This window comes from Ruegeria sp. 6PALISEP08 (assembly GCF_001238295.1).
GTDB lineage: Bacteria > Pseudomonadota > Alphaproteobacteria > Rhodobacterales > Rhodobacteraceae > Ruegeria.
Window position 1 is genome coordinate 65,673 of the sequence record NZ_LGXZ01000002.1, and the last position, 13,867, is coordinate 79,539.

Annotated in this window: 15 protein-coding genes and 1 pseudogene; 10 read left to right on the plus strand and 6 right to left on the minus strand. The window is 57.6% G+C overall.

What is annotated here, in order from left to right:
- Nucleotides 1-295: 295 nt before the first annotated feature.
- The 4 genes from ALB80_RS03415 to ALB80_RS03425 all read right to left on the minus strand — a co-directional run bounded on the left by ALB80_RS03415 (nt 296) and on the right by ALB80_RS03425 (nt 3,133).
- Nucleotides 296-1,861 carry a recombinase family protein gene (locus ALB80_RS03415; RefSeq protein WP_050602636.1) on the minus strand — a complete coding sequence of 522 codons (1,566 nt, stop codon included), beginning with the start codon at nt 1,859-1,861 and terminating at the stop codon, nt 296-298.
- Nucleotides 1,858-2,034, minus strand: coding sequence for a hypothetical protein (locus ALB80_RS22120; RefSeq protein ID WP_157054137.1), 177 nt, complete (start codon nt 2,032-2,034; stop codon nt 1,858-1,860). Before ALB80_RS22120 ends, ALB80_RS03415 begins: the two co-directional genes overlap by 4 nt.
- 126 nt (nt 2,035-2,160) lie before the next feature.
- Nucleotides 2,161-2,595 carry a hypothetical protein gene (locus ALB80_RS03420; RefSeq protein WP_050602637.1) on the minus strand — a complete coding sequence of 145 codons (435 nt, stop codon included), beginning with the start codon at nt 2,593-2,595 and terminating at the stop codon, nt 2,161-2,163.
- Nucleotides 2,588-3,133 carry a hypothetical protein gene (locus ALB80_RS03425; RefSeq protein ID WP_050602638.1) on the minus strand — a complete coding sequence of 182 codons (546 nt, stop codon included), beginning with the start codon at nt 3,131-3,133 and terminating at the stop codon, nt 2,588-2,590. Before ALB80_RS03425 ends, ALB80_RS03420 begins: the two co-directional genes overlap by 8 nt.
- Nucleotides 3,134-3,628: 495 nt before the next feature.
- Between ALB80_RS03425 and ALB80_RS03430 the strand changes: the two genes are divergently transcribed.
- From ALB80_RS03430 to ALB80_RS03440, 3 genes are all read left to right on the plus strand, one after another.
- Nucleotides 3,629-4,618, plus strand: coding sequence for a plasmid recombination protein (locus tag ALB80_RS03430; RefSeq protein ID WP_050602639.1), 990 nt, complete (start codon nt 3,629-3,631; stop codon nt 4,616-4,618).
- Nucleotides 4,619-4,656: 38 nt separating this feature from the next.
- Nucleotides 4,657-4,845 carry a hypothetical protein gene (locus tag ALB80_RS03435; RefSeq protein WP_157054138.1) on the plus strand — a complete coding sequence of 63 codons (189 nt, stop codon included), beginning with the start codon at nt 4,657-4,659 and terminating at the stop codon, nt 4,843-4,845.
- A 143-nt stretch (nt 4,846-4,988) separates the two neighbouring features.
- On the plus strand, nt 4,989-5,321 hold the full coding sequence (locus tag ALB80_RS03440; RefSeq protein ID WP_050602641.1) for a hypothetical protein: 333 nt from the start codon (nt 4,989-4,991) through the stop codon (nt 5,319-5,321).
- A 998-nt stretch (nt 5,322-6,319) separates the two neighbouring features.
- On the opposite strand, the gene purD is transcribed toward ALB80_RS03440, so the two are convergent.
- Entirely contained in the window at nt 6,320-7,588 is a 1,269-nt protein-coding gene (gene purD, locus ALB80_RS03445) for a phosphoribosylamine--glycine ligase (RefSeq protein WP_050602642.1), read from the minus strand.
- A 75-nt stretch (nt 7,589-7,663) separates the two neighbouring features.
- Between purD and xseA the strand changes: the two genes are divergently transcribed.
- The 3 genes and pseudogenes from xseA to ALB80_RS22805 all read left to right on the plus strand — a co-directional run bounded on the left by xseA (nt 7,664) and on the right by ALB80_RS22805 (nt 9,793).
- Nucleotides 7,664-9,148 carry an exodeoxyribonuclease VII large subunit gene (gene xseA, locus ALB80_RS03450; protein ID WP_050602643.1) on the plus strand — a complete coding sequence of 495 codons (1,485 nt, stop codon included), beginning with the start codon at nt 7,664-7,666 and terminating at the stop codon, nt 9,146-9,148.
- A gap of 39 nt (nt 9,149-9,187) precedes the next feature.
- Nucleotides 9,188-9,379, plus strand: a pseudogene (locus ALB80_RS22800) (glutathione S-transferase N-terminal domain-containing protein); the annotation flags it as partial.
- Nucleotides 9,362-9,793, plus strand: coding sequence for a glutathione binding-like protein (locus ALB80_RS22805; protein ID WP_371255951.1), 432 nt, complete (start codon nt 9,362-9,364; stop codon nt 9,791-9,793). The pseudogene ALB80_RS22800 and the gene ALB80_RS22805, both read left to right, overlap by 18 nt.
- Here the strand turns inward: ALB80_RS22805 and ALB80_RS03460 are convergent, their stop codons facing one another.
- Nucleotides 9,794-10,189 (minus strand): hypothetical protein, encoded by a 396-nt coding sequence (locus ALB80_RS03460; RefSeq protein ID WP_050603002.1) that lies wholly within the window; start codon nt 10,187-10,189, stop codon nt 9,794-9,796.
- Between the two features lie 139 nt (nt 10,190-10,328).
- Between ALB80_RS03460 and ALB80_RS03465 the strand changes: the two genes are divergently transcribed.
- The 4 genes from ALB80_RS03465 to ALB80_RS03480 all read left to right on the plus strand — a co-directional run bounded on the left by ALB80_RS03465 (nt 10,329) and on the right by ALB80_RS03480 (nt 13,780).
- A complete protein-coding gene (locus ALB80_RS03465; RefSeq protein ID WP_050602644.1) occupies nt 10,329-10,967 on the plus strand; it encodes a lysoplasmalogenase in 639 nt (212 codons plus the stop codon).
- A 58-nt stretch (nt 10,968-11,025) separates the two neighbouring features.
- A complete protein-coding gene (gene ftsY, locus ALB80_RS03470; protein ID WP_050602645.1) occupies nt 11,026-12,165 on the plus strand; it encodes a signal recognition particle-docking protein FtsY in 1,140 nt (379 codons plus the stop codon).
- A gap of 90 nt (nt 12,166-12,255) precedes the next feature.
- Nucleotides 12,256-13,158, plus strand: a complete 903-nt coding sequence (locus ALB80_RS03475; protein WP_050603003.1) for an EamA family transporter — start codon at nt 12,256-12,258, stop codon at nt 13,156-13,158.
- A gap of 16 nt (nt 13,159-13,174) precedes the next feature.
- On the plus strand, nt 13,175-13,780 hold the full coding sequence (locus tag ALB80_RS03480; protein ID WP_050602646.1) for an inner membrane-spanning protein YciB: 606 nt from the start codon (nt 13,175-13,177) through the stop codon (nt 13,778-13,780).
- Nucleotides 13,781-13,867: the final 87 nt, after the last annotated feature.

The following is a 13,867-nucleotide window of genomic DNA, read 5'->3' on the forward strand; positions in this document are numbered from 1 at the left end:
ATTAAATCATACGGAATCTGACTTGATTGTACTGGTAAAATGGCCAAGATTTGGAGTTTCTTGATCCAAGCGCACAGCGCCCAAATTTCACGTGAACCAATTCTAGAACACTGATTTCCAAAAGATATTGAGCTTTCACTACACGTAGCGGCCACTTTTAGTACGCGCGACTATTCACTCCTTCATTTCAGAGACGGAAAAAGGACACAAACGAATGTCCCCTTTTTCTTATAGGGAATTGATTTTTTCGTTTGCCGCGAATTTCTGCTTCTCGCCCATTTCCTCGCCCTCACGCTCAACAGGGGACGACAACGGGTTCGTTCTCGGAGCTGCCACCCAGCAGAGCTCCGCTCCTGAGATGCATCTCGGCTTGCAACCCGTGTTGCGCTCGCTCGTCTGGCATCAGCGTGATCTTGTCGATGAGCATCGCCAGATATCCATGCGCTTCCTCGACATAAGCCTTGTCAGAGAGCAGATGCTCGAAGTTGTTAAGCGCGCGCTCATAGATGGCGCGCGCATCTTCAACCTCAGCCTGGCTGCGCGCGATCTGTGCCTCAAGTGCTGTTTTACAAGACGTCAAATCGCTAATTTCTTGCTCCAGAGCGCCCGCCTTGGTTTTAAACGTGGAATATGGAGCGCCTTCAGCGACAGCCGCGAGGATATTGTCACGCCCAGCGGTTGCTCTGTCGCGCGCCGTTTCAAATCGTCTGAGGTCAGCCTCCAGCTGCCCGTCTGCGAGCTTGCCGCGTTCGTCTTCCAGGGCCTGCTCAAAGCGTTTTAGCAGGTCGTCTGACCGAAAGGCCGCCCGCAGCGCCCCAAACACACGCGCTTCAATGCGTCTGCGCGAGATCGGACGTTTGTTGTTACATGCGGCGCGCCTTGCTTCTCTGCAGCGGTAGCTCGTCTTGTTGATGGTGACATACGGTGCTCCGCAGCACCCGGACTTTAACAGGCCAGACAGAAGAAAGACGGTGCGCCGCGCCGCACTGGCCGCTTTGGGTGTGTCCGCGGCCCTCCGTGCCAGCTCGGTCTGCACGGCGTCCCAAAGAACCTGATCTATGATGCGCAATTCAGGGATCTCCTGCTCCACATAGTCTTCCGGTGTGGGTTTGAGTTTCCGCTGACCGGTCTTTGGGTGATATGTGTGCGTAAACTGGCAAATGCTGGCGATCCCGATGTAAAGCTGGTTGCGCAGAATGCCTTCCCGTCGAGACGGATTGCCGCGGATCGTAGAGCCATCCCATGAGCCACCATTGGGCGCCGGGATACGGTCCTTGTTGAGGCCTTCGGCAATCGACTGTGCCGAACGACCGGTTGCAAACTCTTCAAAGATACGGCGCACAATACGCGCCTGATCGGGATCGATCTCCCGGTTGGTGCCGGTTTCTGCCTCACGCTTTCGGTAGCCGAACGCACGGGTGTGCAAGCGGTGCCGCGTGACCGCGCCTTGCATGCCGCGGCGGGTATGATCCGAGATCTTCTGGCTGAACATCTGCGCGCCAAAGCCCGCAAAGAGCACCTTCATGAAGTCCTGCTCACCTTCCTGGATCGAGTGCAGCTTGATATCCTGGAACATGAAGAAGTCGTACGTGCTCAACGCATCTTTGACTTTGCGTGTGAGACGGTCGATGGCTTCCACCACGACCACATCAAAAGACTGAGCCGCAGCTGCCGCCTTCATCGCCTGGAAGCCCGGACGACGCATGTCTTTGCCTGACTTCTCTCGGTCTTCAAAGACATTAACAATCGCCCAGCCCTGACGCGCGCAGAAGCGTTCCGCCACGGCAATTTGATCTTCGATCGAGGTGGCTTTCTGCAAGTCTGAGCTATAGCGAGCATAAACGACGGCGCGGAGAGTCATGGCGTTTCCTTGATTGGGTGGTTCAAATTGGCGGCGGGTTGCGACGCGATGGCTTGCACCTCGGCGCGCGCCATCAACTTGAGTAAACCGCGCAGGGCGATCTGGGTCTGGTTTTTTGCGCCCTGTGGCGCGTTGGCGGCCTGGGCGGTGAACTGAAGGGGTGAACGGTCCATGTCGGGGTCCCTGTGTTGGTGTCTGCCTTGAGTGGCAGTCGGAACTTGGGACTGACGGAATTTTTGCAAAAAACAGTTTGGATGGTTTGATCCGAAAGCGCCTTTGCGCCTCCGGATCGTTGCAGGTCAGGTCATATCCTCGCCGCGCAGCGTCAGCGCTATTTGCTCGGATCGACGCAGTCGGCCAAGTGTTTGCAGGGTTGTGAGCAACGACTTCAGGGGCTGGATCTTGCTCTCCAGGTCCCGCGCCTTCGGCTCCAACTCTTCGATATGGTAGCCGCCGCGCACGTGGTTCTCATCCGATATGAACTCGGTGCGCCGTCCAGTGTCGACAACTTCGATCAGCGGCAGCAGCATACACTCCAACGCATCGAGGTCCCGCGCAGAGAAAATCTTCTCCTGCGCAATCCGCACCGCAAGACGGCGTGCGGCATTGGCACTTTGTATGTCGGTCCAGCAATCCACCAACTGGTCCAGCGCGTCGTGCGCGCTGGGAGCGAGGCTGAGAGCTTGGAAGATCGCAGATTGGATCGGGTCGTAGTCGATGTTGAGCTTAGACATTGATCGTCTCCCATGTGGTTTTATGGAACTTGGACCGTCGCTCAACAGTGACAGGCCGGCGGCCACCGGCCCTACGCCGCTGTCGGCCCAGATAATCGCGCCGGATATCGCGTTCGGCGTGAATGCGGGCCCGCACCTTGTGCATGCGGGCGTTTGCAGGACCGCTGAGGCGTCCGAGCACCGGCGTCCCTTTCTCTGAGTGCAGCTCGAACCCGGGATGATCGAGTGACACGAGAATCCGCCGCGAAGCATCGAAGCGCGTTGGAAGGTGAAGTGCGGCTAAAGCGCGGTCCTTCTCGGAGCGCACATCTACGCAGTAGGCGGCCTTGCAGGAACGCGGATTGGATGTGCCGTAGGCGAGAGACGCGAAGCGACCAACATCTGTCTCTTCCACATCGAGTACCAGTGCCGGACGGACCTTTGGAAGGTTCGGGCCATCTGTCTCATGGGGAAAGCGGAAAGCAACAACGTCGCCGGTATGTAGCGCATCCTGCCAAGTGGCCGGACGCGCGGTGTTGGTTGGTGGTGTGTCGGTCATTGGAATCTCCAATTGGAACAATCATCACGTCTTGTTCTGATCCGGGGCTGGTCCCCGGCCTCAGATGCGCGACACAACGTCTGCGCAGCTGAGACCGGGCGTCCTGCACCTGGTGCACACACCGCCTCACAGCGGCCAGCGCTGGAAGGGGCTTGGGGAAGGTCGGGCAAGGATCTTCCTCAAGAGCACGGGGTCTCGGGGCGGTATGCGGAATACCCCTTGAGCCTGCCGGGAGGCGCCCATGGAGTGCAGAGGAGCGTGGCAAACGTTTCTTTGCCGCCCACCGCGCAGGGGACCCGCGGTAGCGCGGGGTTCGGGGCAGCGCCCCGACGAACGACAGCCAGAGCGGTTTCCAAGGGAAACTGCGCGGTCTGATTAGTGAGTAACTCTCCCTGCACAGCCAGGCCGCGCCTTGGTCAAGACGGCGCGTCAAACCTGCGATGCACAAGTTTGCGACAGCGGACGCACTTCCCGTCCTCAAGATGAGAGGACGACGTGACGGACGAAGTGATCAAGGCGGCCACCAAGCAACACCCTGTGGTGTTGCGCATGGAAGGTCTGTTTCCAGCGGATATGGGCGGATACGAGCTGCACCGCCGCCGAAAAGGCGGCGATCTCGGTCACGTGGATGAAACACGATCGAGCCTCAACCGGCGCCTGATCGGCGGCGAAGACTGGGCGCAGCGTGCGCTCAAAGAGATCGAAGAGATGCGTGTGGAGAACTTTGCTAAAGAGCTTGAGGGGCTGACGAAGCGGCGGCGTAAAGCGGAGCTTGCCAAACGTGTTGCCGAAGGCCCGAAGAATCCTTGGCGAGCAACGCGTCATGGTCCTCTGCGTGAGGTGATCATCACGGCGCACAAGGACTGGTTTGCAGCGTTTGATCACGACAACATTGACGACCTGTTTGGCGAGAGCCGCGAAGACCGCTTTGAGCAGATAGCTGTGGCATGGCTCAAGGACAGCTTTGGAGATGATGTCATTCACGCGCGGGCTGATCTTGATGAGACCACTTATCATATCCACGCTATTGTCATGCCACGTTCTGAGACAAAAGACGGGCGCAAGATGCTGCAGCCGTCAGTGCACGCTCTGATCAAGGACTATGAGAAGGCGCAAGACAGCGTTGGAGATTGGTTTGCAGAGCTTGGATTGAAGCGCGGAGAGCGGCGCAAGCAGGCATTGCGAGACGCAGTGCATCAGCATCGCAAAGAACAGACATCGAGCGCCAATGAGCACGAAGGACTCGCGAGCCTTCCGGAGTATGTGGAACACGTCAGCCCGCGCAAATGGCGGGAAGAGAAAGAGCGGCAACTGACAGAGCGTGAAGCCCACGTAGGCAAACGCGAGAAACAAGCCGCGACCGTGATAAGACCGCAAAGGCCGTTGCGGAAGGCGGCCCCAAAACGCTGGCGGAGATGGCGCAGCCTGATGGCAAATCCATCGCCGCGCGCTTGTTTGGAAAAGCATTTTTTGCGTTGCGCATAAAAGCCCGCGAGGAGGCAAGGCAGGAAGCCCAAGCTGAGGTGCAGACGCATTTTGAGGAGACCAAAGCGGCGGATGATGCGATTGTCGCAGCGTCGGCCTCCCTTCCGGACCGCGCAAAGAAAGAGATCATCAAAGCGCGTCGGTCACTGGTGGGGCGCATCACGACACTCAAGCGCGCGATCAATAAATGGCACCAACCAGGGCAAAACAAGGATCCCGAGGTTTAAGGGTGTCAAACTCCCCTCAAACTTTTTCTCGCTAAAGACCAATGAACATACCTGATGAGTGTCGGTGGCGGCAATAAGCCCCCACCGACATTCACCGGGAGCAAATGCTCCCAAATAATCACGGTAAACAAGAGGGACTTCTCATGAACCTACCGACAAACCTCTCCTCGGCGCAGTTGCGCGCGCTCGGGATCATTGCAGGCATCGGCAAAGCGCAAGCCGAGGAAACCTCAAAAATCACGGAGGCCTTTGCGGATACGCTGCCTGCATTCCTTGAAGCCGCGACTGAAGACGAAGCCTTCGGGCGCAAAGTCTTCGTGCTCTTTGAAGCCGTCGCCAAAATCGGCGCAGCCAAAAAGATGCAACGTCATCCGCTGCGCCCAGCAGGCATCGACCAAGAAGTAGAGACACTGCGGGAGGCGAAAAAGAGCAAGCCGAAGGTGATGGCAAGACCAGATCCGGAACCCAAGGGGTAAGCGGCTAACGGCAAGCACACCGAACAGAAAAAGGGCGCGGATCAAGCCGTGCCCTTCTTCGCTGTGTTGTTTTTTGCCGCCCTGGCTATTCAGGGTGCTCGTAGTGTATAAAGCGGACCTTCGCCGCGGGTTCAACAAAAACGGCCAGTCAATGCTAAATCCCTGGCAATTTGCGTCAGATGACCGGCAAGATCCCGAAGCAGTTGCTTGTTAAAAACGGGGCAATATAAGGTGACGAAATAAGTGCCCGCGCTGCCTTTTTCTGGGATGATGGACAACGCGGGCCATAGTCTGGTCATGGGACTGCCCAGACTATCTGGAAAGTGCGGTTAGGCACGGGGGCAACCAGGCTGGTATTGACACTGAGTGACGCCACTATTGTCCAAATTCGTAACCGACTACTTGATCGACGCGACCCTGTCTTAAAAGACAGGATGTAAGCTCAAATACTCTTTTACACATCCAGCACGCGATAATTTATATTTTTTCGCGCGCAAAAAACCTTGAATTGTTGTAATTTTGATTCAAGTATTCGAATGCTTGGCAAGTTTGAATTACCTCTGTTGCTCTCGCATCTGCCAGATATGTCTGGTTACCTCCTGGCGGCGCGGTGAGTGGCGTTGCCAGGAGGCATTTATCTGCTAAGCGGGTCATTAAATGAGATCTGGTATTGAGTTGGACAATGAAGGCCTGACCCTTTGCGCGTGTAAGTCAGTATGACCGCATCGCTGTCGTTCACGATATTTGCACGAACGTTTGCACCGAGCGCATAGCGGAAGTGCTCTGTTGCAAAGGTTTGCAAACGCAGCAAAAGCAAATGAGGGCAAGGGGCGGTCAGGGCCGTTTAAATGTCCTGAATAGCAACCGCTTGATAGCGCATTTTTTGCCTTAATGCTGAGTAATGTACGAGAGCGCCAAAGTTTTTGACCAAAACTGACAAGGCGAGGTGTTGCCAAGAAAAAAGTTCGATCAACGGCTTGGCAACGCCCCCTGCCCGATCAGCCATCCAGAGCACGCCATCCGATATCGCGTCGAAAGAACCCGTCAGACCAATCCACACTGTCAACCATCACATAGGCTCGGTCGCGCGCCTCTTGCAGCGTTTCACCGCGCGCGGTGACGTTCAAGACACGCCCGCCGGCGGCCTGCACCTGACCCTCAACAGCCTTGGTGCCAGCGTGAAAGACCATGTTGCTGCTGTCTTCAGGCAGCGCGTCCAATCCTTTGATGACAGAGCCTTTCTCGTACGCACCCGGATAGCCATTGGCCGCCATCACAACTGTCATCGCATGATCATCGGCCCAATTGACCCGCATCTCGCCCAGCCGCCCTTCGGCAGCGGCGTGCATCAGATCCATCGCCTGCGCGCCTAGGCGCATCATCAAAACCTGACACTCAGGATCGCCAAAACGCACATTGTATTCCACCAGGCGTGGCTGTCCGTCCTTGATCATCAACCCCGCATAGAGAACGCCCTGAAACGGTGTACCCCGGCGCTTCATCTCGGCAATGGTCGGGCGCACGATCTCTTCCATTGCGCGCGCTTCGATCTCTTCGCTCAGCACCGGTGCCGGTGAATACGCCCCCATGCCGCCCGTGTTCAGCCCGGTGTCGCCTTCACCTACCCGTTTGTGATCTTGTGCGGTGCCGATGGACAGGATGTCTTCCCCATCACACAGAACAAACAGCGAGGCTTCTTCACCTTCCATAAATTCCTCGATGACTACCTCAGCGCCCGCACCGCCAAAAGCGCCGCCGAACATGTCGTCAATGGCTTCAAGCGCTGTGCCTTCGTCCATCGCCACGATCACGCCCTTGCCTGCGGCCAAACCGTCGGCTTTGACCACAATCGGCGCGCCTTGCTGGCGGATATAGGCCTTGGCGGATTCCGCTTCGGTGAACCGGGCATAACCTGCGGTGGGGGCATCAGCCGCGTCGCAGATTTCCTTGGTGAAGCTTTTCGAGGCTTCCAACCGGGCAGCTTCGGCCGACGGTCCAAAAACCAGCACACCAGACTCGCGCAGACGGTCGGCCACACCAGCGGCCAATGGTGCCTCGGGGCCAACAATCACAAAATCAATCGCGTTTTCTTCAGCAAAGCTGACGACGGCCCCGCCATTCTCGATATTCAAATCCGCACAATCCGCGATCTGAGCGATCCCGGCATTTCCCGGTGCCACGATCAGACGGTCGCATTTGGGGTTTTGCAACACCGCCCAGGCGAGACTGTGTTCGCGCCCGCCGCTGCCGAGAATGAGGATGTTCATGAATGCGCTCCGATCTGCTTGGCCTTGCCTGCGCGGCGTTCTAAGCTGGCCCGGCATATGAAACAAGGCGTTGAAATGTCCGACCTGCTTGATGACCCGATTCCGGGCCAAAATACCCCTGAATACACGGTGTCCGAGATCTCGGGCGAGGTGAAACGGACACTCGAAGGCTCGTTTGGGCGAATCCGTGTGCGCGGTGAGGTCGGGCGCGTGTTCAAAGCACGCTCGGGCCATCTGTACTATGACATCAAAGATGACCGGAACGTTCTGTCCTGCACCACATGGAAAGGACAAATTTCCGGCTTATCCGTGGTGCCGGAGGAAGGGTTAGAGGTCATCGTCACCGGCCGCCTCACCGCTTTTGGGGCGCAATCGAAGTACAACCTGAATGTCGATGAAGTTTCAGTCGCCGGGCAAGGCGCGCTGATGGCGTTGCTGGAAAAGCGCAAGAAACAACTTGAGGCCGAGGGCTTGTTTGCGCCCGAGCGAAAGAAGCCCTTGCCCTATCTACCGCAGATCATTGGGGTTGTGACATCTCCTTCGGGTGCCGTGATCCGCGATATTCTTCACCGTCTGCGGGATCGGTTTCCGCGCAAGGTGCTGATCTGGCCCGTGGCCGTGCAAGGGGCGAACTGCGCACCTGAGGTCGCCCGCGCCATTGATGGTTTCAACCAGTTGAGGCCCGGAGGTGCATTGCCGCGTCCAGACCTGATCATCGTGGCGCGTGGCGGTGGGTCCATCGAAGATCTCTGGGGCTTTAACGAAGAGGTCGTCGCCCGCGCCGCTGCTACTTCGGACATACCGCTGATCTCGGCCGTCGGGCACGAAACCGATACAACGCTGATCGACTATGTCTCGGACCGCCGCGCGCCCACGCCCACTGCAGCAGCGGAACTTGCCGTGCCGGTCCGCATGGAACTGCTCGCCTGGACCGGAGAGCAAGGTGCCCGCCTGTCGCGCGCGGCAACGGATTCAGTTCAACGCCGAACCCAAAGGTTGCGCGATCTGTCCCGCGCCCTGCCGCGCCCGGACACCCTGTTGAACACCCCACGACAACGCCTTGATTTAATTGCAGATCGCTTAACCCCTGCCTTGACCCGCGGCGTACAAAACCGCCGTCTGCAAGTGGTGGAAATGTCTGCGCATCTGCGCCCCTCGACCTTGCGCAGTTTGGTAACGACGCGGCAGGAATCGCTGCGCAACCTGTCTTCACGTCTGTCTCTGCGTCCCATTCAACGAGAAATCAGCCAGCAGCAGCAGAGCCTTGCACGGCTTGGCGATCGTATGAGCACCGCCCAGACCACACGGCTGGATCGCCTTCAACAACTGCTTGAATCGACGGACCGCTTGCGTGAAACGCTCAGCTACAAAGCCACTCTGGAACGCGGATATGCCGTCGTCCGCGCGGACGGGGACTTGATCACCACCAAAGCGCAGGCCGCGAAACACTCGGCGCTTGAGATCGAATTCACAGATGGCATTCTTAGCACCGGAACAGTGGGAAAACCGACACCCAGGAAACCCAAACCGGACGCCCCGGATCAAGGATCGTTGTTCTGAACCATGCTGACTATCTAGGGCCGCAAAACATCATCGAATGTTCAGGCTCTGATGTGGTGTGTCGGTGAGTTGGGCGTGGAATATCACCGTCACGATCTGGGACACAGGTTTGGAGGGTTGGACACCGACGCGTTCCGCCAATTGAACCCAAACAGAACCATCCCGGTCATACAGGACGACGACCACCCGCCCCTGTGGGAGACAGGCGCGATCCTGCGCTACCTGGCCAACGCCTACGGGAATCAAGCGTTCTGGCCCCGCGATACGGCACGACAGGCCGAAGTCGACAAATGGGCGGAATGGGCCAAGATCAATATTGCTATGACGTTTACCGTCCCCGTGTTTTGGCAGGTTGTTCGAACCCCTAAAGCGGAGCAGGACCAACACGCAAACAAACACGCCGTGGCTGCATTGGAGCACAAACTGGCCCTTGCCGATGCGCAACTGTCCGAAGGCGCGTTTCTTTGCGGCGCCGACCTGACCTTGGCGGACATTCAGCTGGGTCACATCCTTTACCGCTATTACGACATCGACATATCTCGCGCAGAACTGCCGAACCTGCGCCGGTATTACAAGATGCTGGCGGACAGGCCCGCGTATCAGACCCATGTCATGATCAGCTATGATGAACTGCGCGCGCCGTGATCAAACACCAACCTCAGGCCCGTAGCACACCATTTCCTCACCTAGTTCTTCGGCCTCATACAACTCCGTCGCCTCCGGATTGCCCTCAAACTGTGCGACAAGGCCGCCACCGGACTGTGTGAAAACCCAGCATTGAGGGTCGGGCCTGTCTTCGTAGAGAAAACAGATCTGCTCATCCCGCTGATACCAGACGCCTTCCTTGCAGTTGCCATCCAGAAAGGACCAGATAACGCGGCGGTTCGGCAGGTACCGCTCGACCCCGTACACCTGCCCCTCAAACCCGTAGAACAGAGTTTTGCCCTGCGTGTATTTATCGAATTCCGGGCCAGACAAAGGGGTCTGGGCCGCAACGGATTGCGCAACAACGCTTGCGAGAATCATCCAGTATCTGAGCATAAGTGCATACTGCCAGAAGCGCTTTACCTGCGCCATTCACCCTTTGCCTCCGAGGCATCACAATGAACTTAACTTAACGTAAGCGGTTGATTTCAAATCTCACTCCGGCTGAAATCATCTGAAAACTGCAGGGGCCCCTATGATCAATATACTCTTCTGGATCGCTCTTGGCTGCGCGCTCAGCTATCTGCCCCTTACGGCTCGCCCGACATCGCATTTGCGCACAGTATTGAAAACCGCTTCCGTGGCCACCTTGGCCATTATTGCCCTCGTGCACGGCGGACCTTGGTTACTTGTATTCGCGCTTGTTCTATGTGCGACGGGTGACGCTCTGTTGTCGCGCGAAACGGATGCCACGTTTATGGTGGGTATTGCCGCCTTTGCCGCCGGGCATCTGGCCTATATCGCGCTGTTCCTGACTTATCCGGCCAGTAACCCCGGCTTGATCTGGAACGCGCCCGCAATGGTATGGTCTCTGGTCATCCTGGGCATCATCATGGCCACGGTACTTGCGCCCCGCGCCGGTGATCTCAAAGGGCCCGTTCTGGCCTATATCCCCATCATCCTTGGGATGGGTATCACCGTTCTGGCGCTGCCGGATACGGGCGCTATGCGGTGGGCATTTCCTGCCGCCATCGCCTTCATCGCGTCCGATCTGATCCTTGCGACCGAAAAGTTCCTGCTGCCACCGAGCCATCCGGCCCTCAAAGCGACACCCTATCTGGTCTGGCCACTGTACTGGGGCGCGCAGCTTGGCTTTGTTCTTGCGTTCGCGTGACCCTTTGCAACTGCCGCAAATCCGCATTAGGTGAAGGGAACACCTGCGGAGACCAAAAATGGCGTTTTTCTCAAAGCTAAAAGACAAGCTGTTCAAATCCTCCTCTCGTCTGGAAGAGGGATTGGAAGCCATCGTCGAAGATGGCGGCGAGGAAACGGTCGCGCCCGATCCGGTGATCCCCGAACCTCAGCCTGAACCGCAACCGGTTCCCGAAATTCCGGATCCTGCCCCGGCCCCGCAACCTGTTGAGCCGCCTGCCCCGATCCCAACCGATCCCACGCCCGTCGCGCCACCGCCGGAGATACCGGAAGCCAAAGGTATCCTGAATCGCCTGTTCAACCGCGGTGGCACCACTGAAATACGCCGCACGCTGGATGACGACATGCTGGAGCAGCTCGAAGAGCTGTTGATCGCTTCCGACATGGGCGTTGATACGGCCTTGCGCGTCACTTCGAACATGGCCGAGGGACGCTTTGGCCGCAAACTTTCGACCCTTGAAATCAAGCAATTGCTGGCGCAAGAGGTTTCCCGCGTGATGGAGCCCGTGGCCAAGCCCCTGCCGATCTATCCCAATCGCCCGCAGGTGGTGCTGGTCGTTGGCGTCAACGGATCGGGCAAGACCACCACCATCGGCAAGCTGGCCAGCCAGTTCAAAGAAGCCGGCAAGAAAGTTGTCATCGCCGCCGGTGACACCTTCCGCGCCGCAGCCGTTGAACAATTGCAAGTCTGGGGAGACCGCGCCGGGGTTCCGGTACTGACGGCGCCCGAAGGCTCGGACCCGGCCAGCCTTGCGTTCGACGCCCTGACCCGAGCACAGGCAGACGGTGCAGATCTGTTGATGATCGACACCGCAGGACGCCTGCAAAACCGTGCTGACCTGATGGAGGAACTGGCCAAGATCGTTCGTGTCATCCGCAAAGTCGACGAGACAGCACCGCACAACACCTTGCTGGTCCTTGACGCCACAACCGGCCAGAACGCGCTGAGCCAGGTGGAAACCTTCCGCAAACTGGCGGACGTCTCGGGCCTGGTCATGACCAAGCTGGACGGTACCGCCAAAGGCGGCGTGCTGGTCGCGCTGGCAGACAAGTTCGGCCTGCCCATCCACGCGATTGGCGTGGGCGAACAGATTGACGACCTTGCGCCTTTCGACCCCGAAGAATTTGCCGCCGCCCTGACCGGTCTGGACAAAGGCTGATCCGCCCCTTCATCTGGCCCAAAATATCCTCGGGGGGTGTGGGGGGCAGACAGCCCCCCACCTTCTCCACCCTACAAAAGGTTGGCATTTTTGAGCAACTGGCTGATCTCACTTGAAGGGACCGAAACAGGCCACCAGCTTGCGCTGGGCTTGGCCCTGATGGCTGCCTTCCTTCATGCCGTGTTCGGCGCGCTGCAAAAAGGGCGGCATGATCCGTGGCTGTCCCGTGGGGCCATTGATGCCAGTTACTGCATTATGGCCGCGCCTTTTGCCTTCTTTGTGGTGCCCTGGCCTGAACCGCATATGTGGCCGATTTTTGCATTCGTATGGCTGATCCATATCGCCTACAAGACGCTTCAGGCCATGGCATATACCAAAGGCTCTTACACCGTGGTCTATCCAGTGGTGCGCGGCACCGGTCCCCTGTTCACCGTGATCGGCGCTTATCTGTTATTCGGCGAGACCTTTACGACAGTACAATGGATGGGCGTCGCAACCCTGCTGGCCGGGATATTCGGCCTGGCCGCGTATAATTTCAGATTTCTGGAAACCAATCGGGATACACTGGGCATCGCGTTGACACTTGCGATCATCACGGGCCTTTTTGTAGCCCTATACACCACCTATGACGCCTATGGCATCCGCGCCACCGCCGACCCGTTCACCTTTCTGGCCTGGTTTTTCATGATTGATGGCGCAGCCATGCCCATCTACGCCTTCCTCAGGTGGCGTGCCATGGTCGACCGCCCAGCAGTTGGCCCGCTGATGGTGCGCGGTCTGGCCGGCGGTCTGATCGCTCCGCTGTCTTTCGGCGCAATCATGCTCGCCACTCGACTGGATAAAGTGGGTGAGGCCGCCGTTCTGCGCGAAACCTCAACTGTCTTTGCGGCATTGATCGGCTGGCTTGTGCTAAAGGAAACCGTAGGCCCCAGACGCATTGCCCTGATGGCATTGATTGCACTCGGCGCTGTAATAGTTGAAATGGGCGGGTAAACAGCAGGACAATCAGATGACAGGCAAAAAAGACATCAACCCGTTTCTCAAACAGGTGCTGGAACTGGGCCCTCCGCTGGCCTTCTTCTTCATCTACCTGCGCCTTCGCGACGACAGTTTTCTCGTCGCTGGCACCGAGTATTCCGGCTTTATCGTGGCGACGATCATCTTTGTTCCGCTGATGCTCGGGGCAATGGCCATCCTGTGGTATCTGACCGGCAAACTCAGCCGAATGCAAATTTTCACGGCCTTCATGGTGATCTTTTTTGGCGGCCTTACCGCCTGGTTCAATGACGAGCGGTTCTTCAAAATGAAAACCACGCTGGTCTACGGCCTGTTCGCCCTGATCCTGGGGATCGGCCTGATGCAAAAGAAATCTTATCTGGCTTATGTGCTGGACGAGATGTTGCCGATGCAGCACGAAGGCTGGATGATCCTGACCCGGCGTCTGTGCGCCTGTTTTGCGGTTCTGGCACTGGCAAACGAACTTGTCTGGCGCACCATGTCGACGGACATGTGGGTCAAGATCGAGACCTTCGGATTTCCTATTGCACTGATGGCCTTCCTGATGCTGCAATTCAGCATTTTGCAGCGGTTCATGGACGACCCAGAGAAAAAATAGCTGCCCTTACGTCCGCCAGGTCTGCCAAAACAAACAAAATTCTTGGCTAATGCGCCCAGCTATGGGAAATTGAGTGACCACCCACAC